This window comes from Microbacterium resistens NBRC 103078, from assembly GCF_001552355.1.
In the GTDB taxonomy this organism is placed as follows: domain Bacteria; phylum Actinomycetota; class Actinomycetes; order Actinomycetales; family Microbacteriaceae; genus Microbacterium; species Microbacterium resistens.
In genome coordinates this window covers 23,690-44,900 of record NZ_BCRA01000010.1, presented here as the reverse complement: position 1 = coordinate 44,900, position 21,211 = coordinate 23,690, and the positions used below count along the sequence as shown (strand labels likewise).

Sequence of the window (21,211 nt, the reverse complement as noted above, 5' to 3'; positions counted from 1 at the left end):
GGTTCGTGTGCTGCCGGAGTCGGCGGGTGCCGGGAGGCGGCTATCGGCTTCGCCGCCGGGTCGCCCACACGTCGACGGCGACCGCCGCGACGATGAGCAGACCCTTGATGACCTTCTGCCAGTAGGCGGGGACGGTCAGGATGTCGAGACCGTTGTTCAGCGTCTGGATGAGGAGCAGGCCCAGCGCCGTGCCCCAGATCGAGCCCCGGCCGCCGAGGAGGCTCGCCCCGCCGATGACGACCGCAGCGATCGCGTCGAGCTCGTAGCCGACGCCCAGGTTGGGTGCGCCGAGGGTCACGCGACTGGCGAGCATGACACCGGAGATCCCCGCGAGCACACCGGAGATCGCGTAGACGCTGAAGACCGTGCGACCGACGTTGATCCCCGCGATCCGTGCGGCGACGGGGTTGCCGCCGATGGCGTAGACCCGCATGCCCCACGTGGTGCGGCGCATGATCAGCGCCAGCCCCAGGATGCCGACGATCATCAGGATCACCGGCAGCGTCAGACCGGCGAACTGCGCGTTCGCAATGGCCGAGAAGTCCGCGGGCAGCCCCGTGATGGGTGCGCCGTTGCCGGCGACGTACGCGACCCCTGACGCGAGGGTCAGCATGCCCAGCGTCGCGATGAACGGCGGCACCTTCATCACCGACACGACGAACCCGTTGACCGCCCCCGCGACGAAGCCGACGAGCACACCGGCGACGAGCGCGAGCCAGACCTGGTCCGGGAAGGCCTTGGCGGTCAGGCTGCCGAACACCGCGGATGCGGCGATCACGCTCCCCACGGAGAGGTCGATGCCGCCCGTGAGGATGACCAGGGTCTGGCCGAGCGCGATGAGGGCGAAAGGCGCGGCGGCCACGAGGATCGTCTGCAGGTTCTCCACCGTGCCGAAGCGCGCGCTGCGGTAGAGGAAGAACGCGATGATGAGCACCATCACGATCACCATCGCGTAGCGGATCGCGATGTCGCCGAACCAGGTGGGGCTGAAGCGCTTCACGCCGGTGTCGGTCGAGAAGGCCGGCGAGGAGGTGCGGATGTCGTTCATTGGTCGTCCTTGGGAGAGGGGGCGATGCCGGTGGGCGCGCCGGAGGCGTCGAGACCGCTGGCGAGTCGGAAGATGCGATCCTGCACGTCAGGGTGCTGGAGGGCGGCGCGATCGAGCTCCGCGACGACGGCGCCGTCCTTCATCACGAGCGCGCGGTGCGAGAGGGAGAGGATCTCCGGCATGTCGCTGGAGGCCATGACGACCGCCATGCCCGAGCCCGCCAGGTCGGTGATGATCCGGTAGATCTCGCTGCGGGCGCCGACGTCGACCCCGCGGGTGGGCTCGTCGAGCAGGAGGACCCTGACCTCGCCGGTGAGCCATCGGGCCAGGACGACCTTCTGCTGATTGCCGCCCGACAGGGTCTCCATGAGCTGCCCGAGCCCTCGGCTGCGCAGACGGACGGAGTCCATCACGCGCGACACCGCGTCCGCACGGCTTCGCCCCCGGAGCCACCCGCCCAGGGAGAAGGCACCCATCCGGGGGAGGGTCGCGTTCGCGAGGATGTCCATGCTCAGCACGGCGCCGGCGCCCTTGCGGTCCTCGGGGACGAGCGCCATGCCCGCGGTGATCGCGTCCGCGGGACGGCCGCGACGGATCCGGGTCCCACCGACGCGGATCTCCCCGGCGGTCGACGCACGGACTCCGAACAGGGCCTCGATGAGCTCGGTGCGCCCCGCGCCGACCAGACCGGCGAGGCCGACGATCTCGCCCCGGCGGATCTGAAGGTCGACCGGCTGCGGCGCGGCCGGGTAGGCGAGCCCCCGCACCGTCAACGCCACCTCGTCGGACGGCGGCGGGAGGTCGGGGAAGAGATCCTCCAGCTCACGGCCGATCATCGCCGTGACGATGTCGTCGTCGCTGAGCGAGGACAACGGCTGGTCGGCAACGAGGCCGCCGTCGCGGAGCACGACGACCCGGTCCGCGACCGCCCGGATCTCCTCCATCTTGTGCGTGGTGAACAGGATCGCGACACCGCGGTCGCGCAGCATCCGCATGCTCTCGATGAGACGCGCGACCTCGCGCTCGGCGATCGCGCTCGTCGGCTCGTCCAGCAGCAGCACGCGTGCTCCGGTGCTGGTCGCCTTGACGATCTCGACGATCTGCCTGAGGCCCACCGGCAAGGACCCCATCCGCGCGCCCGGGTCGATGTCGACGCCGAACTCGCCCAGCATCCGCCGCGCCTCCTTCGCCATCCGGCGGCGGTCGACGAGCCCCGCGCGGTTGCGCAGCTCGCGCCCGACGAAGATGTTCTCGTATACGGTCGTGTCCAGAATCGACGCGAGCTCCTGAGGGACGATGGCGATGCCCCGCTGGTGCGCGTCCCTGGCCGATCCCGACGCGAGCTCCTCGCCGCGGACGAGGACGCGTCCGGCGTCCGCCTTCATCTGGCCCGACGCGATCTTCATCAACGTCGACTTGCCTGCGCCGTTCTCCCCGGCGAGAGCGGTCACGGTGCCGGGCACCAGGCTCAGACCGACCCCCTTCAGCACGGGCACCCCGCCGAAGGACTTCCGGATGTCGACGCAGGACAGCATGGGCGGCTGGTCCTGCAGGGCGACGTCCGTCGCCGCGGCGACCGTCACGGCTGCCTCGCGTACTCGCGGTCCGGACGCACGATGCTCTTCAGCGTGGTCGGCGTCGAGGCGGACTCGAGGGCCTCGGCCACCTCATGGAGACCGAAGTCCCCGGTGACGAGGGCGTCCAGGTCGACCGCGCCGGAGGCGGCCAACGCGATCGCGGTCGGCCAGGTGTTGGCATAGCGGAACACGCCCGTGACGTGCAACTCGCGGTTCTGGATCGTGGAGACGGGCATGGCGATCTCGTCGGCGCCCATGCCGACGAGCACCGCGACGCCGCCGGCCTTGAGCGCGGAGATCCCCTGCCGCACCGCCACGGGCGAACCCGACGCGTCGACGAACGCGTCGTATCCCGAGCCGAGAGGTCCCGCTGCCGGGTCGACGACCCCCGCGGCCCCGAAGCGCAGGGCCACCTCGCGGCGTTCGGCCATCGGATCACTGACGGTGACGTCGGTGGCACCGAACGCCCGCGCGACCTGGAGGGTGACGATGCCGATGGGGCCGGCACCCGTCACGAGCACGCGGCTCCCGGGCCGTATGCCGGCCTTCTCGACGGCGGCAACCGCGACCGAGAGCGGCTCGATCAACGCGGCCGCCTCGTCGCTGACGCCGTCCGGGACCGTGTAGGCGAAGTCGTGCGGGATCGCGACGTACTCCGCGAACGCCCCGTCGATCGGGGGCGTGGCGTAGAACTCGATCCGCGGGCACAGGTTGTAACGCCCGCTCCGGCAGAACTCGCAGACACGGCACGGTCGCTGGGGCTCGATCGAGACGCGCTCGCCGACCCGGGACGCGTCGACGTCGGCCCCGGTCGCGACGACCACTCCGGCGGCCTCATGTCCGAGGACCAGCGGCGCCGTCACCACGAAGTCGCCGATCCGACCCTCGCGGAAGTAGTGGACGTCGGATCCGCAGACCCCGACGGCCGTCACGCGGACGATCACCTCGTCGGCCAGCGGTACGGGGACCGGACGGGTCTGGGTCGTGAGTTCGCCGGCTCGCATCAGAACGCTCGCGCGCATGGTGGTCGGCACGTCAGTGCGCTTCATCGGGCTCCTCGTGGTGCTGTCGTGATTGCTCGACCGACATTAGCCATGGGTGACGAATGAGACAACCATGCGCTCATATGAGCGTGGGCGACGAATTCGGGATATGCTGATCCGACTTGACCGATGCGACACGAAGAGGCGACATGGGCCCCGATGAGCTGGTGCGGATCTCGCACGTGGCACGCCGGCATTACCTGGACGGGTTGACGAAGATCGAGATCGCCGAGGAGCTCGGCGTCTCGCGGTTCAAGATCGCCCGGATGCTGGAGGACGCCCTTGCCCAGGGACTGGTGAAGATCACCATCGAGGCGCCGGACTCGCTGGATCTCGACCTGTCGATGCAGCTGCGCGCGCGGTTCGGGCTCACGCGGGCGCTCGCCGTCCTCACGCCCGGCACGAGCCCGGAGCTCATCCAGGACAGGCTCGGGCGTGCCGCCGCCGATCTGCTCACCGAGATCGTGACGGAGGGCGACGTCCTCGGCCTGACCGCGGGCAGGACCCTCACGGCGATGGCCGGCCATCTGCGTTCGCTGGCGACGTGCGAGGTGGTGCAGCTCGCGGGAGTGGCGGCCCCCACTCCCGAGAACGGCGTCGAGGTGATCCGGCAGGTGAGCAGGATCTCGCACGGACGCGCCCACGCGATCTTCGCGCCCCTGCTCGTCGAGACGGCCGCGACGGCGTCGGCCCTGCGGCGGGAGCCCGGGATCATGGAGACGTTCCGCCGCTTCGACTCGGTCACCAAGGCGGTCGTCGCCATCGGCTCGTGGAATCCGCCCGACTCCCAGCTCTACGACAACGCCGGGCGCGCCGGGGCGCTCGACGAGCTCCTGGCCGCCGGCGTCAAGGCGGAGATCTGCGCCACCCTCATCGACGAGAACGGCGCCGTCGTCGGTTCGATCGCCGAGCGGTCCCTCGCCGTCTCGACTGAGCAGCTTCGCCGCGTCCCCGAGGTCATCGCCGTCGCGGGCGGCCCGTCCAAGACCGGCGCCGTCGCGGCGGCCCTTCGCTCGGGGATCGTGGACTCCCTCGTGACCGACGCGGCGCTCGCCCGGCGACTGCTCGACGCCCCCGCGTGAGCGCCGGGGCGAAGGCGGCTCAGCCCCGGGCGGGCTCGTAGCGCCGGAGCCTCACGGAGGCGCGGACGATGCGCCGGAGATCGCCGAGGTCCGCACCGGTCACCCCGTGCGCCCGCGCCTGCACGAGGAGGTTCCCCAGAGACGTGGCCTCCGACGGCCCCGCCACGACGGGCCTCCCGCTGCGGTCGGCGACCGCCTGGGCCAGGATCGGCGACTCCGAGCCTCCCCCGACGAGGTGGACCACGCGGACGTCCACGCCGGCGAGCGCTGCCGCCTCGTCCAGCTGACGGGCGACGAAGGCCCCGAGGCTCTCCAGGATGAGCCGCACGACGGCAGCGCGATCCGGCGGCAGGACTCCCCCCCTCTCCTCGACGAGCTCTGCGATGCGCGCGGACATCTGCCCCGGGCGAAGCAGGCGCGGATCACCGGTGTCCACGAGCACCGGCGGGACCGGGACCGCCGCCGCGCGGGCGAACACCGCGCGGCGCGCGCTCGTGCCACGCGCGCCCCACCCGTCCATGCCCCACTCGCGGAAGCACTCGTTCAGAAGCCACAGCCCGGCGGCGATCCGCAGGAATCGGACGGTGCCGTCGATCCCCAGCTCGTTGGTGAAGCCGGCCGCACGCGCGCGCTCACTCGTGACGATGTGGTCGATCTCGACGCCGGTGAGCATCCAGGTGCCGCACGAGACGAACGCGAAGTTCTCGTCCTGCGCCGGGACGGCGACGACCGCACTGGCGGTGTCGTGCGACGCCACCGCGGTGATGTCCGTGCCGTCGCCCGGTGCGAGGATCCCCTCCTTCACACGACCGGTGACGGTTCCCGGGCGGACCGTCTCCGGGAACAGGGTCGGCGCCAGTCCCAGGGCGTCGATCCGGCGTCGATCCCACCCTCGGCCGGACGCCAGCGCGAGCCCGGTGCTCGAGACGTTGGTCAGCTCGGCCAGCTCCGCAGCGCCGAGCCAGTGCGCGAGGAGGTCGGGCATGAGCAGCATCCGCCGCACGGCGTCGAGGCGCCCCGCCTCCCTGTCCGCCATGAGCTGGTAGATCGTCATGATCGGCAGAGCGGTCACGCCCGTCTCCCGGAACGACTCGGCGGCGGGCAGGATGGCCTCGACGATGGGGAAGCTGCGCTCGGTGCGCGCGTCGCGCTGGTGGAACGGCGCGTCGAGGAGGCCGTCGTACGCGAGCAGTCCGTAGTCGCCCGACCACGCGTCGACACCGACGCTCGCGAACGGCGGGCCGTCCGCCCGCAACGAGCGCAAGCCGGTCACGGCATCGCGGAAGAGGCGTTGCGCGTCCCAGCGGAGTCCGAGCTCGTCGGTGAACGCCCGATTGCGGAACCGGCGGACGCCGTCGATGCGCAGCCGATCGGCACCGACCCACGCGCTCACCACGCGTCCGCTTGACCCGCCGAGGTCGACGGCGGCGGCCCGGAAGGGCGCCGAGTCGGGGGACAGGTCCGGCATGCCTCTCAGCCTAGGGTCCGCAGAGCGGTCAGACGCTGGTGTAACCGCCGTCGATCAGGATGCTCTGACCGACGACGTAGCGGGACCGCTCGCTCGCGAGGTAGACGAGGAGTTCGCCCAGCTCCTCCGGTTCGCCCATGCGTCCGGCCGGGATGCGCCGGACCCACTCCTGCGCCATCTCCGGATTCTCCGCCACGAAGTCCCTCGTCATGTCGCTGGCGAAGTACCCGGGGGCGATCGCGTTGACCCGGATGCCGTACGGCTGCCATTCGATCCCCGCGCTCTTGGTGAACATCGACACGGCGGCCTTCGACGTGTTGTAGGCGGCCTGGGTCTGCGGGACGTTCACGACGAACGCCGACATCGACGACACGTTGACGATGCTCGCCGGCGCACCCGTCGCGGCGTCGATGTGCCGGCGGGCGAACACGCGACTGGTGACGAACGTGCCGGTGACGTTGACGTCCAGCACCCGTCTCCACGCCTCCGCCGTCGTCTCGAGCAGGGGCGCCCCGAGCGTGATGCCCGCGCTGTTGACGAGGACGTCCGCCTCGCCGAGCCGACGGGAGACGTCCTCGAAGGCCTCGGCGACCGACTGATCGTCGGTCACGTCCACCGGCAGACCGATGCACCGGCGCCCCGACGCGGCCTGCAGCGCCTCGGCCGCTTCGGCGACGGTGTCCAGGCGGTCCAGAAGGGCGACGTCGGCGCCGGCCTCGGCGAGGGCCTGCGCCATCGCATGCCCGAGACCCCGGGCGCCGCCCGTGACCACGGCCACCCGGCCGAGCAGAGGTTCCGATGTGAAAGCTGGCATGGGCAGAGCCTAACGCGAATGCTCGAACTAGACACGCGCCCGCTCATATGAGCGCGCCGGGGAGCATCAGTGGTCAGCGGCTCGTGTATCCGCCGTCGATCGGCAGCGACACCCCGGAGATCATCGCGGCGCCGTCGCCGAGCAGGAACACGATGGGAGCCGCGATGTCGTCCTCGGTCGCCCAGCGGTGCAGGGGCATCGCGTCGAGGAAGGGCCCCTCGATCTCCGGCCGCCCCCAGTACCAGGCCGACATCGGGGTCATCACGACGGTCGGGTTGACGCCGTTCACCCGGATCCCGTACCCCCCGAGCTCCAGCGCGGACACGCGCGTGATGTTGTCGAGCGCCGCCTTCGACGAACCGTAGGAGATGTGCCCTGCGAGGCCCACGAGACTGGCCTGGCTGGAGACGTTCACGATGGCGCCGCCGCGACCGACGCGGATCATCTCCCGCGACGCGTACTTCGTCACGAGCAGCGCGCCCCGGGCGTTGATGCTCATGACCCGGTCGAACACGGCGATATCGGTGTCCATGGGGGTCGCGATCTCGCCGCCCCAGCCTCCGCAGTTCACGACGCCGTACAGGTCGCGGCCCTCGATGGCGGCACGGATCGCCCCCTCGTCCTCGAGGTCGAAGACCACCGGCGCAGCACCGGTCTCCTCGACGATCGCCTGAAGACTGTCCGCGGTACGCCCGGCGGCGAGGACGTCGGCGCCGGCCGCGACGAGGTGGCGGACGGTAGCACCACCGATGCCGCCTCCGGCGCCGGTGACGAGGACGGTTCGGCCCTGGAATCCAGTCATGTGATCTCTCTCCATCGCGAGACGTGCGTGCGGGTGCCGGATCGGCGTTCCGGTGTTCTTGACACCGGTGACATGGTCAGCGTAGCGTGCCCACAGGGCGCCCGCACCGCCGCGGATGACTCCCGAGCCGTTCGACCAGGAAGAACTCGACGCCGTGTCCCGCACCACGCCCGACCCGATGACCGGCCCCGACACGTCCCTCGACGAGCTCGTCCGGAATGCGCGCCGATGGACGCAGGACGGACGCCGACGCATCCTCGGGATCACGGGCCCTCCGGGAGCGGGGAAGTCCACCGTGACGGCGGCCCTCGTCGACGCCCTCGGAGACGCGGCCGTCGTCGTCGGCATGGACGGCTTCCACCTCGCCGACGCGGAGCTGGGGAGGCTGGGCCGGCGGGAGCGCAAGGGCGCGCCGGACACCTTCGATGTCGACGGCTACGTCGCACTGCTCCGACGACTCGCCGCGCAGACCACGGGAACCGTGTATGCGCCCGTGTTCGACCGCGACCGGGAGGAGCCGATCGGCGCCGCGGTCGCGGTGCATGCCGAGACGCCGCTGGTCATCACGGAGGGGAACTACCTGCTGCACGACGGCCACGGATGGGAGGCGGTGCGCCCGCTGCTCGACGAGGTCTGGTACCTCGATCTCGACGACGACACGCGACGGAGCCGCCTGATCGCTCGTCGGCAGGGTCACGGCCACGCCCGTGACGCGGCGGCAGCCTGGGTCCACGGCGTCGACGAGGCGAACGCGCAGCTCGTGCGGTCCTCACGGGGCCGCGCCGACCGCGTCCTCCGACTCACCGACGCGGGCGGTGCGGTCCCGCTCAGCGCGAGGACGCTGGCTGCACTGCCCCCTCAGGTCGCACGACCGGCATACGACCGCGACGTCGTGCGCCCCGGCATCGTGCACATCGGCGTGGGCAACTTCCATCGGGCTCACCAGGCGTTCTTCGTCGACCGCCTGCTCGCCGAGGGCGCCGCCGACTGGTCGATCCGCGGCGTCGGGCTGCGGCCGGAGGATGCCGCGATGCGGGACGCGATGTCGGTTCAGGACGGTCTCTACACTCTGGTCACCGTGACCCCGGACGGAACCGAGTCGGCGCGCGTCGTCGGCTCGATGACCGAGTATCTCTACGCACCGGACGACCCAGAGGCCGTGCTTGCCGCGCTGTCCGCGACCGAGACCCGCATCGTCTCGCTGACGATCACCGAGGGCGGCTACGGCATCGACGAGGCCACGGGGCGGTTCGCCCCGCAGGACGACGCGACCCGCTCGGACGCGGAGGGCGACGGAACGTCGCACCCCCGCAGTGCCCTCGGCTACCTCGTGGCCGCCCTCGCCCGCCGACGGGCCCGCGGCATCCCCCCGTTCACCGTGATGTCCTGTGACAACATCCCGGGAAACGGCACGGTGGCACGGACCGCGGTGGCGGGGCTGGCTGACCTCGTCGACCCGGATCTGGCGTCCTGGATCCGGACCACCGTGTCGTTCCCGAGCTCGATGGTGGACCGGATCACCCCCGTGACGTCCGAAGAGACGCGCGCGCTGGTGCGCGACCGCTTCGGCGTGGACGACCGGTGGCCCGTGCGCTCGGAGTCCTTCGCGCAGTGGGTGCTCGAGGACGACTTCCCCCAGGGGCGGCCGGCTTTCGAGACGGTGGGCGTGCAGATCGTGAACGACGTCGAGCCGTATGAGCTGATGAAGCTCCGACTGCTCAACGCCTCCCACCAGGCCATGGGCTACCTCGGAATCCTCTCCGGGATGACGACGGTGCACGAGACGTGCTCGGACCCACTGTTCCGCTCCTTCCTGCACGGGTACATGCACCGGGAGGCGATCCCGACGCTCCGCCCGGTGCCGGGCATCGATCTCGACGAGTACACGGACCAGCTCGTGGCCCGCTTCGCCAGCGAGGCCGTGCGCGACACGCTCGCACGGCAGGTGGTCGACGGGGCCGACCGCATCGCCACCTTCCTGCTTCCCGTGGTGCGCGCCCAGCTGTCCTCCGGGGGATCGATCGCGCACGCCGCCCTGGTGATCGCCGCGTGGAGCGTGTTCCTCGAGGGGCGCGCGGACGACGGGACCCCGACGCCGGTCGTGGATCGCCGGATCGACCTGCTGCACGCCGCCCTGGCCGCTGAGCACGCCGAACCCGGGGCGTTCCTCGACTGCGCGCCCGTGTTCGGAGGCCTGGGGCAGGATCAACGCCTGCGCACGGCGTTCGTCGAGGCACGCGGCCGCATCGCGGCGGACGGCGCCCGCGCCGCCATGGCCGCGCTGGGATGACGCGCGGGTGCGGGGTCAGCCGGCAGGGCCTCGTCCGCCGCACGATTCACGCTCGACCAGGGCCACATCGATGACGGAGAGCACCGGCGCCGCGCGCGCGGCGCCGCCGCTGTCGAGCAGAGTGAAGATGCGCTCCGCCGCGAGAGTGCCCAGCCGATAGGGGTCCTGATCGATCACCGTGAGGGCCGGCGTCAGGACATCGGCCATCGGGAAGTCGCCGAAGCCGACGATCGCGAGCGGGTCATCGCGCAGCGCCGCCGCCAGCGCCATCGAGCAACGCGCGTTCGCCGAGAAGACCGCGGTCGGCGGGTCCGGCAGTGCCCGCAGCGCGGCGATCGCGTCCCGCGCCGCGTCCCGGTCCGAGACCCCGGTCCGGACGAGGTCCTCGTCCGCCTCGACCCCGGCCTCGACGAGCGCACGCCGCCACCCTTCCAGCCGGTTCGCCTCGGTCGAGAGGTGCACCGCGTCCCCCACATACGCGATGCGTCGGTGACCGTGCGCGACGAGGTGCTGGACGGCGAGCGCGGCGCCCCGCTCGTCCGCCTCGACGAACGTGTCGACGTCGAGTCCCACGGGCGCACGGTCGACGAACACGAGCGGGGTGTGCTCGCGCCAGCGCTCCAGCCAGGAGTGATCGATCCCGACCGGAGCGACCACGAGTCCGGACAGCTGTCGACCGAGCATCGACTCGATCGCCGCGCGCTCGCGCGCCGGGTCCGCTCCCAGGCTCGTCACGAGCGTTGACAGGCCCCGCCCCCGTGCGACGTCCTCGATCGCACGGGCGATCGAGGCGAAGAACGGGTCCACGATGTCCGGAACGGCCACACCGATCACGGACGTGCGGCCGGCACGGAAGGTCGTGGCGAGCACGTTCGGCACGTAGTTGAGCTCGTGCATCGCCCGCTCGACCAGGGCCCGGGTCGCGGGCAGCACGTGCGGGTCGTCGTTGAATACGCGCGACACGGTCTTCGTGCTCACGCCCGCGCGCGCCGCGACGTCACGCATCGTCGTCACAGGCACCTCCTCGCCCCTCGGGCGGGGCAGCCTTCGGCCACCCTACCCGCCCGAGCCCGGTCAGACGCGCCCGTCGACCGCGCCCGCGAGCTCCTGCAGCCGCGGCAGGGCGCGCGCCGTGAGCAGCTCCTTCCGGCGCGCGGGGTCGTACGAGAGGCTGTCCTTCCACAGGGAGCGGCCCGCCATCGCCCCGGCGGCCCCATGGGCGACCGCGACGGACACTTGGGACACGAAGGTCTCGTGGTCGACTCCCGCGGAGAGCACTGCCCACGGCACGCCCTGTGCGGCCGCGGTCACGGCGGCACAGGCCTCCGCCGACCCCGGGTACTGCAGCTTCAGGATCTTCGCCCCCGCAGCGACGGCGAGCGCCGCACCCTCGGCCACGAGCGCCGGGAAGGCGCTCGTGTAGTCCTCTTCGCTCTCGTCGTCGAGCCGGTAGGTGAGCAGCTCGACGATGAGCAACAGGCCCTCCGCCTCGCATTCCTCGATCAGCGCCTGCATCTCGGCGAAGACGCGGGAGTCCCGGTCCTGCCGATCCGGTCGCGTGTAATAGAGCATCTTCGCGACCCCGCCGCCGAGCTCCCGCACCGTGCGCGGGGTCACCCCGGGGACGAAGCGGGTGTAGCGCAGGCCGTCGTCGGTCTCGAAACCGGAGGCGTCGAGACCCACGACCAGGGCCGTGCCGCGCCCAATGACGCCGTCGTCCACGACCCCGGGCAGCGCCACCTCCGGATCGAGGAGGATCGCCGGGGCGTGGTTCGCGAGGTGACGGACGAGATCGGCCTTGACCGCCGCGAGCTCCTCCCTCGTGATCGCGTCGGCACCGGCGGGAGCGTCCGGGATGGCCGCCTTCATCCCGTTGCGCTGGTCGGCGGCGACGATGAGCAGTCCCCCACCCGGTGTGGTGAGGGTCTGCAGCGCCCGTCTCTCGAGCGTGGTGAGCGGGTTCGCTGCGGCGGTGGCGATCATGGGGGCTCCTCGTTTCCTGGCCACCGATGTTCCGCGGAAAATCAACCATGACACCGGTGTCTTTATCTCCTATGGTGGAGGCATGAGCCAGCCCTGTCAACCGTTCGAACACCGCGTGGTCGTCGTGGCGGGCGTCGCCGGCAGCGGCAAGAGCACGCTCGGTCGCGCGCTGGCCGCCGACCTTCGTCTCCCCCTGATCGACCTCGACGCCGTGACGACGCCGTTGCTCGATGCGCTCGACTCCGAGACGTGGGGCGGCGGACACTGGCTCCGCGGAGCGCACGCCTCCGCGATCCGCGAAGGCAGGTACGCCGCATTGCGCGCCGTGGCCGCCGACGTCGTGGCGACCACGGGCGGAGCCGTGCTCGTGGCCCCCTTCACCCGGGAGCTCGAGGGCGGCGCAGAGTGGGAGCTGCTGCAAGCGGCCGTGGCGCCCGTCGTCCCGCGCGTGCTGCACCTGCACGGCGACCCGGGACTGCTCGCGTCCCGTCGCGCCATGCGCGGCTCGCCGCGGGACGATCACCGCATCGAGGAGCGCCTCCGCTCGCCGTCGATCCCCGTGGTGTCCGTAGACGCGGATCTCTCCCCCGCGCAGCAGCTCGTGCGGGCGCGCTGCGCCGTCGGGATGAGGACCCCGATCGATCGCGCCTCCGCGGTCTTCTCGCGCTCCTTCGACGCCGTGCTCTTCGACCTCGACGGCACGCTCGTCGACTCCACCGCCTCGGTCATCCGCGCGTGGCGTCGCTTCGCGGAGCACTACGGGGTCTCGATGGAGGCGCTGCACGCGACTCACGGGCAACCGGCGCACACGCTCGTCACCCGTCTGCTCCCGCCCGAGCTTCGCGCCGAGGGGGTCGCACGAGTGCTCGATCTCGAGCTCGCCGACACCGTGGAGCTGCCCGGTGTACTCGGTGCACGGGAGCTCTACGACGGCATCCCGCCCGAGCGCAGGGCTGTGGTGACCTCGGGGACCAGGCGTCTGGCCACAGCCCGCCTGCGCGCCGCCGGCTTCGACGCCCCCGACGTGTTCGTGACGGCGGACGACGTCAGCAACGGCAAGCCGGATCCAGAGCCGTTCCTCACCGCCGCGGATCGGCTGGGCATCGATCCCGCGCGGTGCCTGGTCGTGGAAGATGCCCCAGCGGGGATCCTCGCCGCCCGCGCGGCGGGGTGCACGGTGATCGGACTGACCGGGACGGTCGCCGACTCGGAGCTTCCCGCCGACCTGCTGCTCGACGGGCTCGACCGGATCACGACGACGCTCGCGGCGGACGGCCTCCGGGTACAGGCCGTCGGCTGAGGTGCCGTGTCCGGAGGCCGTCCCGCCGCGGGTCAGCCCGCCGGCTCGGTCAGACGGAGGGCGGGATCGGGGTCGCGCGTCACCTCCGCACGCGGCGCACCGGCGAGCGAGGACAGGATCGTCGTCGGCTGCGCCACGGAGAGCGCGCCCCACGCGGCAGCCGTCGCGGCCGCCCGGGCGAGCGCGTCAGCACGCCCAGGGTCGTCTTCGAGCCCGACCAGGAATCCGGCCAGCGACGCGTCGCCTGCGCCCGCGGTGTTCACCACCGCGGGGGCAGGCGCCGTGGCGTGGACCACGGCGGCATCGCCGACCACGAGCACGCCGTCCGCACCCATGCTCGTGAAGACGATGCCGACACCCCGCGCGCGAAGCTCCCGCGCCGCGGAGACGACGTCGCCGACCGATCGCAGCGAGCGCCCCACCAGTTCGGCGAGCTCGTGCGTGTTGGGCTTCATCACGGCGATCCCCGCGGGTTCGGCTGCCGCGTCGGCCAGCGCGGCACCGCTGGTGTCGACCGCGATGCGGGGTCCCGCGATCCCCACCGCACGCACCACGTCGGCGATCCGCGCCGTCGCGCCGCCGACCGCCGGGAGCGTGCCCGATACGACGACCCACCCTGCCCCGGCCGACGCGTCGGCGACCGCGCTGCACGCCTCCGCCCAGGCTGCGGTCGCGATCCCGGGCGTCGGCGCGTTCACCTTGGTCGTCGCACCCTCGGAGTCGATGACCGAGATGTTGACCCGCGTCGCGCCCGGCACCGGGACGATCCGCAGCAGCCCGGCCAGCGGCGACGCCCGCGCGAACGGCAGGTCGTCCTCGCCCAGGACGACCACCGCCGAGGTCGGCACGCCGGCCGCGCTCAGCGCGCCTGACACGTTCACACCCTTTCCGCTGAGCTCCCGCTCGCACCCTGACGCCCTGACGAAGGCGCCGCGCTCGAGGGCTCCTGGCACCCGGTAGGTCGCGTCGATCGCGCCGGCTGCGGTCAGGGTCACGATCGGGGCGATCATGTCCCGCCTCCTGCCGGCGCCTTCGGTCCCTGCCGCATGTCGCGCCTCCTCAGATCGGCTGTCCGGACGGCAGCAGCACGAGGTCGCGCACGACGACGTGCGCGGGCCTCGTCAGCATGAACAGCATGGCATCCGCTACGTCCGAGGAGCGGATCCCGGTGGCGTCGGCGATCCGCTCCGCCTCCTCGGGAGAACCGTGCGCGAACCCCCATAGCGGGTTCAGCACGACGCCCGGCGCGATCGCCCCGATCCTCACACCGCTGTTCGCGTATTGCCGTCTCACCGTGTGCACGAAGGACTGCACGGCGTGCTTGCTGGCCGAGTAGACCGGCTCCCACTCGATGTCCTGGTGGCCGGACACCGAGCTCGTCACGAGGATGTCTCCGCTCCCTTGTGCCAGCAACGGGGGAAGCGCGGCCCGGACGAGGGTCATGACCCCGGTGATGTTGGTCGCGACCAGGCGGGATATCTGCTCCACCGTCGCGTCGACGAGGTCCCCGCCCACGTAGATCCCGGCGTTGGGCAGCACGATGTCGAGCCGGCCGTGCCGCCGGAGCGTCTCGTCCACGATCCGCTGCGCACTGGCGGGATCGGCGACGTCGGCTCTGAGCGTCGACACGAGATCCGGATGCCGCTCGGCCAGGGTGGTGAGCCGCTCCTCGTCGCGGGCCACGGCGACCACACGGCACCCGGCGGCGGCGAGCGCCTGCGCGGTCGCCAGGCCGATGCCCGAGCTCGCTCCGGTGATCAGTGCGGTGCGCCCCTCGATGCTCGTCACGGTCATTCCTCTCCCCCCTCGGCGAGCAGCGCGCGCCGGTAGTTCTCGTCCGGCCGGGTGTCGATGCGCCGCACCTCGTGTTCCGGCATGAAGCGCACACCGCCCACGGCGGCGGCACCGATGATCGTCCGCGCGCACTTCTGGGCCATCGCGGTCATGCCGAGCACCTGTGCCGCGTTCGCACCGGTGGCGAACATCCCGTGGTTCTGCAGGTAGACCGTCGACGGGGGCGCCTCGTGCGCGCGCTGATGGGCGACGAGTCGCGCCCGCACTTCGCGCGCCAGCGTCAGCCCCGGGTCGACATAGGGCACCAGCAGCGGCTTGGCCCCCAGCACCACGATCTGGTCGGGGAACAGCGCTCCCTCCACCAGCAGTTCCGGGTGCGCGGAGCACAGCAGCGCGTTGACGTGGGCGGGGTGAGAGTGCGCGATGACCCGCGCGGGGGTCTGGTCGTACAGCACGACGTGCAGCAGTGCCTCGACGGAGGGACGCCGCCCCTCCGTCGTCGCCAGACGATCGAAGTACCGATCGACATCGGAGCCGGTCGCCCGGTCGTCGTCGACGAGCTCCAGCGCCTCTCCCAAATCTATCCGGACGAAGTCCGCGGGCGTCGCCTGGCCGAGGACGGCACCCGACGCCTTGACGAGCATCGCGTCACCGTCGCGCATCGACGTGTTTCCCTCGCCGAGCACGGCTGCGTCCATGCCCGGGTCCCCGAGTCTCCTGCTCAGTTCGGTCAGCTCTTCGCGCCGAGTCATGCGTGCTCTCCGTTCGCTGGGGCGGATGCCGGGTGGATGATGCGCTCGGGGCCGTCGCCGTCGTCGACGGCGAGCCCTCGGGCAGCCGCGGGGTCGAGGTCGCCCGCCGCGATCGCGACCTGCAGGAGCACGCCGCGCACCGAGGCCTCGACCGGCCCTGCGACCACCGTGCGTCCGCTGCGCTCCGCGGTGAGCGCGCACAGCAGCGCATTGCGCGCGCCACCGCCCACGATCCGGATGCGCCGCAGGTCTTGTCCGCTCAACCCCGCCGCGAGCTCGAGGGTCTCGGCGTAGGCGGAGGCGAGGCTGTCGACGATCGCCCGCACGAGGTCGGCGCGGGTGCGAGGCCGGGCGGCGCCGTGCGCGACGCATGCCTCCTCCAGTCGCCCCACCAGTCCGCCCGGCGCCTGCAGCGCCGGGTCCGCGGGGTCGAAGCGCCCGCGGTAGTCCGATGCCTCGGCCTCCGCCAGCAGCCGAGTGAGGAACTCGATCGTGGGTCCGGGGCGGCCGTCGGCCTCGGCCCACTCGCGCAGTGTCTGCTGCAGCAGCCACATGCCGCTGAGGTTCTTCACCAGAAGGGTGTCGCCCGCCGCGCCGATCTCCTGCGTGAACCCCGCGAGTCGCGCACGCTCCTCCAGGAGAGGGGCGGCGATGGCTACCCCCGCGACGCCCCAGCTTCCGCTCGACACGACGCCCGTCCCGGCGTCCGCGGCGTCCGTGACGGCCATGAAGGCCGCGGCGGTGTCGTGCGCGGTCACCGCGTACACGGGGACGGGGCGGTGCGCGCCGATCGCGGCGGTCACCTCGTCCGTGGTCTCGCCGGCGGGCGATCCGTCGGGCACGATCGGCGGGAGCACGGCGGGGAGCCCTGCGGCGAGCGCGGCGGACCAGTCGCCGGTCGCTCGGTCGAGCAGGCCCGTCGTCGACGCGAGCGACGCCTCGGCGCCGATCCGCCCGGTGAGCAGGTGCACGAAGACATCTGCGGTGAGCAGGATCGTGTCGTCGGGCGCGCCGATCCCGGCCGCGAGGTCCTGCCGCAGCTGATGGACGGTGTTGATGGCCTGGTCGAGGACCCCCGTCACGGCGTAGTCGGCGGCGGCGTCACGTCCGGACGCCGTGGTCGCGGCGAGGACGACGTCGGCGTCGCGATGGTGCCGCATGAACGGACGCAGAGCCCCGGCGCGGGTGAGCCGGGCGTAGTCGACACCCCACGCCGCGATGCCGATCCCGCGCAACGGCGCCTGCGCGTCCGCCGCTGCGGTCACACCCGCGCGGAGCCCGGCGAGCACGCCGTCGCGGAGCGAGGGCACGTCCCAGCCGAGCCCCTCCGGCCGGCGGACGGGGACGTTCGGGAAGCGACCCGCCTCTCGGATCTCGAGGATCGGCTCACCGGGGCGATCCGTTCGCAGGAGGCCGATCATGACCCGCAGGCTCGACGATCCGAGGTCCACGGCGAGGTAGGCGGCCGGCATGTCAGATCGCGGTATAGCCGCCGTCGATCACCAGCGTCTGACCGGTGAGGTACGACGAGGCCGATGAGGCGAGCAGCAGGAGGATCCCGTCGAGGTCAGCCGGCTCGCCCATGCGTCCGGCGGGGATCATCGACACCCAGTCGGCCGCGAGCTCGGGGTTCTCCTCGGTGAACTGCCGGGTCATGTCGGAGAGGATGTACCCCGGGGCGATCGCGTTGACCCGGATGCGCGGCGCCCATTCGACCGCGAGCGACTTCGCCAGCTGATCGACGGCGGCCTTCGATGCGTTGTACGACGCCTGGTGCTGCGGCACGTTGACCACGCGGCCCGACATCGACGAGATGAGGACGGCGGAGCCCTCGCGCCCCTCGGCGAGCAGCGGGCGGGCGAACGCCTGCGTCGCGTAGAACGTGCCGCTGAGATTCACGTCGACGACCTTCGACCAGGTGCGGGGGTCGACCTCGGCGGAGTCGCCCCAGATGGTGATGCCGGCCGCGGTCACGAGCAGATCGGCCACCCCGAGACGCTCGCGGACGGCGGAGAAGGCGGCATCGACGGACGAGGGGTCCGTCACGTCGACGACGGCCGAGGCGGTCGGCGCTCCGGTCGCGGCTGCCAGGCGTGCGGCCGACTCCTCGACCTCGGGCAGCTGGTCCAGGAGGGCGACGCTCACGCCCTCACGCGCGAGCGCGGATGCCAGCGAGTAGCCGATCCCCCGCGCACCGCCCGTGACGACGGCGACGCGTCCTGCCAGATCGGGAAAGCTCATGGTTTCCTCCAGTCGGTCTTCCGGTGGCCGGGCTCGACCCGGCCACCGGAAGGGCGGTGTCAGCAGCTCGACTTGTAGACGGCGGCAGCGCCGTCGGAGTCGATGTTCTCCTTGGTGATGACCGTGAAGCCGGTCTGGATCTTCTTCTCGGTGGACTTGCCCTCGAGAGCGTCCAGCGCCTGTGCGACGCCGTCCTTGCCGATCGTGGCGGGCTCCTGCGCGACGAGCGCCTGCACGACGTCGTTGCGCAGCGCCTCGACCTGCGCGGGGCCGGCGTCGAAGCCGACGACCGTGACCGCTCCCTGCTTGCCCGCCTGCTGGATGCCGGTCGCGGTTCCCTCGGCGGCGAACAGGTTGGCGGCGAAGATGCCGACGATGTCCGGGTTGGCCTGCAGCGCCGCGGTCACGATGCGGGCGGCCTCCGCGGGCTCGTTGTGCGAGTACTCGATGCCCAGCGACTCGAACTTCGGGTCCTCCGCGACAGCCTTCTCGAAGCCCTCTCCTCGGGCGTCCGAGGTGGAGATGCCGGGGTCGATGGAGACGACCAGCACCTTGCCGCCCTCGGGGTGGGCCGCCTGGATGGCCTCGAAGGCCGCGGCGCCACCGCCCTCGTTGTCGGACGCGATCTGGGAGACCGCCATCGAGGGATCCTCCAGCGTCGTGTCGACGAGCACAACCTTGATGCCGGCGTCAGCCGCAGCCTGGATGGGGGCCTGCATCGCGGTCACGTCGGTCGGGGCGATGAGCAGAGCGTCCGGCTTGGAGGCAACGAGCGCGTCGACGATCGGCTTCTGCAGCGTGGGGTCGAACTTCTCCGGCCCCTGCACCTGGACCGTGGCCCCTGCCGCCTTCGCCGCCTCTTCGATGCCGCACTGCATGGAGATGTAGAACTCGTCTCCCGCGACGCCCTGCACGAAGGCGATGTCGTACCCGCCGTCACCGCCGGCGTCCCCGGCGTCCCCGCCGCCGGCGCACCCGGCCAGGACGAGCGTCGCCGATGCGCCGATGGCGACGATGCTGACCGCTTTCCCGTTCCACTTCATTGTGATCACCGTTCTTCTCTTGACTGTGTGGGGGTGGTGGGCCGGCGTCAGGTGCGCCGGCTCCCGCTGACGAACTTGCGCCAGAGGCTTTGCGAACCGCCGCGCATGGCCGCGGACCGACGGACCTGATCGACGTAGACCGCCGTGATGAGGACGGCGCCGACGGCGACCTGCTGCCAGAACGGCGGGACGCCCGTGATGACGAACCCGTTCTGCAGCACGGCCGGGATGAAGAGGCCGACGACGGTGCCGACGATCGTTCCGACACCGCCGAAGAGGCTCGTGCCTCCGATCACGACCGCGGCGATGACGTTGAGGTTCGTCTGCGACTGCCCGGCGATCGCGGTGGTGGAGAACTGCGACAGCGACAGGATGCCCGCGATGCCGGCGAGACCCCCGGACAGCGTGTAGACGGCGATGAGGTGCCGGTCGACCTTCACGCCGACGCGGCGCGCCGCGAGCTCGCTCGACCCGACGGCGTAGGTGTGCAACCCGAACCGGGTGAAATGCAGCACGATTCCGCCGATGACGACGATGACCAGCGCGATCACCGAGATGGTGGGGATCGTGCCGAAGACGTTGCCGTACCCGATCGTCGTGGTCAGCACCGACGGGACCTCGCGGATGTCGACGCCGCCGGTGAGGATCTGTGCGAGGCCGAGGGCCATGCCGAGCGTTCCGAGGGTGACGATCAGCGGCGGGATCTTGGCCTTCGCGATGAGGAAGCCGTTCAGCAGCCCCCAGCCGATCCCGCAGGCGATCGCGACGAGGATGCCGACCACGGCGGTTCCCCACCCGGCCCCGCCGATCGCGCGCATCACCATCGCCGAAACGACGCCGGAGAAGACCAGCACCGATCCGATCGACAGGTCGATGCCCGCCGTGATGATGACGTAGGTCATGCCCACCGCGAGGACCGCGAGGATCGATGCGTTCTGGATGATGAGCCGGAAGTTCGACCACTGCGCGAAGGTGTCCGGCGCCAGGACGCTGAACACCAGCACGATCGCGACGAGCACGAGCAGGATCTGGAATGCCTGGGCCTTGAGCAGGTTCCGGAGGAAGCCGCCCTTCGGCTCCTGGAGGGTTCCGATGGCGACGGTCTCCGTCGGCGGCGTGGTCATGGTCATCGGTCCGTCTCCTCGTCCGTGGCGGGGGTCTCGGCGAGGTCCCCCTCGGGGGCGACGTCCGCCACGGGCGGTGCGGCGTCGCGGGTCACCGCGCCGGTCATCAGGCCGACGAGTTCCTCCATCGACGTGTCGTTCGCCGGGATGTTCGCGACCCGGGTGCCCAGGCGCAGCACCTGGATGCGGTCCGACACCTCCATCACGTGGGGCATCGAGTGGGAAATGAACACCACGGCGATGCCCTTGTCGCGCACCCGGCGGATCGTCTCGAGCACGTTCTGGGTCTGCCGCACGCCGAGAGCCGCGGTCGGCTCGTCGAGGAAGACGACGCGCGAGGCCCAGTGCACCGCGCGCGCGATGGCGATCGCCTGCCGCTGGCCGCCCGACATCTCGCCGACGGGAGAAGTGAGCGACCGCACCGTCGCGCCCAGCTCGTCGAAGGCGGCGCGCGACTGGCTGCGCATCTCCTTCTTCTTCATGAAACCCAAAGCCCCGGCGAGGCCCGACTGCCGCAGCTCCCGACCGAGGTACATGTTCTGCACGGGGTCGAGATGAGGGGCGAGGGCGAGGTCCTGGTACACGGTCTCCACGCCCAGAGCGCTCACCGCCGAGGGGGACGACATGTCGACCTCGGCCCCGTCGAACAGGATCGTCCCCGAGTCGACGGCGAGATTGCCGGACAACGCCTTGACGAGCGTGGACTTGCCCGCGCCGTTGTCCCCGATGAGCGCCGTCACCTCCCCGGGGAAGACCTCGAAGTCGACGTCGTTCAGTGCGCGCACGTGGCCGAACTGACGCGACAGTCCTCGCGCCTGGAGAACCGGAACCCTCGAACGGTCCGACATGG

Annotated in this window: 19 protein-coding genes; 3 read left to right on the top strand and 16 right to left on the bottom strand. The window is 71.6% G+C overall.

Features of this window, described 5'->3' with window-relative positions; genetic code table 11:
* Positions 1-40: 40 nt before the first annotated feature.
* From MR1_RS01900 to MR1_RS01890, 3 genes are read right to left on the bottom strand one after another with little or no spacing between them, the layout of a single operon-like run.
* On the bottom strand, positions 41-1,048 hold the full coding sequence (locus tag MR1_RS01900; protein WP_067242882.1) for an ABC transporter permease: 1,008 nt from the start codon (positions 1,046-1,048) through the stop codon (positions 41-43).
* Complete coding sequence (locus tag MR1_RS01895) at positions 1,045-2,631, bottom strand: sugar ABC transporter ATP-binding protein (RefSeq protein ID WP_255218066.1); 1,587 nt, start codon at positions 2,629-2,631, stop codon at positions 1,045-1,047. Before MR1_RS01895 ends, MR1_RS01900 begins: the two co-directional genes overlap by 4 nt.
* On the bottom strand, positions 2,628-3,674 hold the full coding sequence (locus MR1_RS01890; RefSeq protein WP_067242879.1) for an NAD(P)-dependent alcohol dehydrogenase: 1,047 nt from the start codon (positions 3,672-3,674) through the stop codon (positions 2,628-2,630). The genes MR1_RS01895 and MR1_RS01890 overlap by 4 nt, the downstream gene beginning before the upstream one ends.
* A gap of 143 nt (positions 3,675-3,817) precedes the next feature.
* On the opposite strand from MR1_RS01890, the gene MR1_RS01885 reads away from it, so the two are divergent.
* Positions 3,818-4,750 (top strand): sugar-binding transcriptional regulator, encoded by a 933-nt coding sequence (locus tag MR1_RS01885; RefSeq protein WP_067242877.1) that lies wholly within the window; start codon positions 3,818-3,820, stop codon positions 4,748-4,750.
* Positions 4,751-4,769: 19 nt separating this feature from the next.
* On the opposite strand, the gene MR1_RS01880 is transcribed toward MR1_RS01885, so the two are convergent.
* From MR1_RS01880 to MR1_RS01870, 3 genes are all read right to left on the bottom strand, one after another.
* The gene (locus tag MR1_RS01880) at positions 4,770-6,218 is read right to left on the bottom strand and encodes a rhamnulokinase (protein WP_067242875.1); all 1,449 of its coding nucleotides are present in this window, start codon (positions 6,216-6,218) and stop codon (positions 4,770-4,772) included.
* A 28-nt stretch (positions 6,219-6,246) separates the two neighbouring features.
* The gene (locus tag MR1_RS01875; protein WP_067242874.1) at positions 6,247-7,032 is read right to left on the bottom strand and encodes an SDR family NAD(P)-dependent oxidoreductase; all 786 of its coding nucleotides are present in this window, start codon (positions 7,030-7,032) and stop codon (positions 6,247-6,249) included.
* A gap of 73 nt (positions 7,033-7,105) precedes the next feature.
* Entirely contained in the window at positions 7,106-7,834 is a 729-nt protein-coding gene (locus MR1_RS01870) for an SDR family oxidoreductase (RefSeq protein ID WP_067242872.1), read from the bottom strand.
* Positions 7,835-7,988: 154 nt separating this feature from the next.
* Here MR1_RS01870 and MR1_RS01865 point away from each other — a divergent pair, with 154 nt between their 5' ends.
* Positions 7,989-10,124 (top strand): nucleoside/nucleotide kinase family protein, encoded by a 2,136-nt coding sequence (locus MR1_RS01865; protein ID WP_255218065.1) that lies wholly within the window; start codon positions 7,989-7,991, stop codon positions 10,122-10,124.
* Between the two features lie 15 nt (positions 10,125-10,139).
* Here the strand turns inward: MR1_RS01865 and MR1_RS01860 are convergent, their stop codons facing one another.
* Together MR1_RS01860 and MR1_RS01855 are read right to left on the bottom strand one after the other, a co-directional pair.
* Positions 10,140-11,129: a LacI family DNA-binding transcriptional regulator gene (locus MR1_RS01860; protein WP_084344293.1), complete on the bottom strand. Its 990-nt coding sequence runs from the start codon at positions 11,127-11,129 to the stop codon at positions 10,140-10,142.
* 69 nt (positions 11,130-11,198) lie between these two features.
* Positions 11,199-12,107: a tagatose-bisphosphate aldolase gene (locus tag MR1_RS01855; RefSeq protein WP_067242869.1), complete on the bottom strand. Its 909-nt coding sequence runs from the start codon at positions 12,105-12,107 to the stop codon at positions 11,199-11,201.
* An 82-nt stretch (positions 12,108-12,189) separates the two neighbouring features.
* On the opposite strand from MR1_RS01855, the gene MR1_RS19610 reads away from it, so the two are divergent.
* Complete coding sequence (locus tag MR1_RS19610; protein ID WP_169797635.1) at positions 12,190-13,407, top strand: HAD-IA family hydrolase; 1,218 nt, start codon at positions 12,190-12,192, stop codon at positions 13,405-13,407.
* A gap of 32 nt (positions 13,408-13,439) precedes the next feature.
* Here the strand turns inward: MR1_RS19610 and MR1_RS01845 are convergent, their stop codons facing one another.
* The 8 genes from MR1_RS01845 to MR1_RS01810 are packed head-to-tail and all read right to left on the bottom strand — an operon-like array spanning position 13,440 to position 21,209.
* A complete protein-coding gene (locus MR1_RS01845) occupies positions 13,440-14,417 on the bottom strand; it encodes a 1-phosphofructokinase family hexose kinase (RefSeq protein WP_067242868.1) in 978 nt (325 codons plus the stop codon).
* 49 nt (positions 14,418-14,466) lie between these two features.
* Positions 14,467-15,201 (bottom strand): SDR family oxidoreductase, encoded by a 735-nt coding sequence (locus tag MR1_RS01840; protein WP_067242867.1) that lies wholly within the window; start codon positions 15,199-15,201, stop codon positions 14,467-14,469.
* Positions 15,198-15,953, bottom strand: coding sequence for a class II aldolase/adducin family protein (locus tag MR1_RS01835; RefSeq protein WP_084344284.1), 756 nt, complete (start codon positions 15,951-15,953; stop codon positions 15,198-15,200). Before MR1_RS01835 ends, MR1_RS01840 begins: the two co-directional genes overlap by 4 nt.
* The gene (locus tag MR1_RS01830) at positions 15,950-17,425 is read right to left on the bottom strand and encodes a rhamnulokinase (protein ID WP_067242865.1); all 1,476 of its coding nucleotides are present in this window, start codon (positions 17,423-17,425) and stop codon (positions 15,950-15,952) included. The genes MR1_RS01835 and MR1_RS01830 overlap by 4 nt, the downstream gene beginning before the upstream one ends.
* Position 17,426: 1 nt before the next feature.
* The gene (locus MR1_RS01825; protein ID WP_067242864.1) at positions 17,427-18,194 is read right to left on the bottom strand and encodes an SDR family oxidoreductase; all 768 of its coding nucleotides are present in this window, start codon (positions 18,192-18,194) and stop codon (positions 17,427-17,429) included.
* 59 nt (positions 18,195-18,253) lie between these two features.
* A complete protein-coding gene (locus MR1_RS01820) occupies positions 18,254-19,237 on the bottom strand; it encodes an ABC transporter substrate-binding protein (RefSeq protein WP_067242862.1) in 984 nt (327 codons plus the stop codon).
* A 47-nt stretch (positions 19,238-19,284) separates the two neighbouring features.
* Positions 19,285-20,367 carry an ABC transporter permease gene (locus MR1_RS01815; RefSeq protein WP_067242860.1) on the bottom strand — a complete coding sequence of 361 codons (1,083 nt, stop codon included), beginning with the start codon at positions 20,365-20,367 and terminating at the stop codon, positions 19,285-19,287.
* The gene (locus tag MR1_RS01810; RefSeq protein WP_084344283.1) at positions 20,364-21,209 is read right to left on the bottom strand and encodes an ATP-binding cassette domain-containing protein; all 846 of its coding nucleotides are present in this window, start codon (positions 21,207-21,209) and stop codon (positions 20,364-20,366) included. Before MR1_RS01810 ends, MR1_RS01815 begins: the two co-directional genes overlap by 4 nt.
* Positions 21,210-21,211 lie beyond the last annotated feature (2 nt).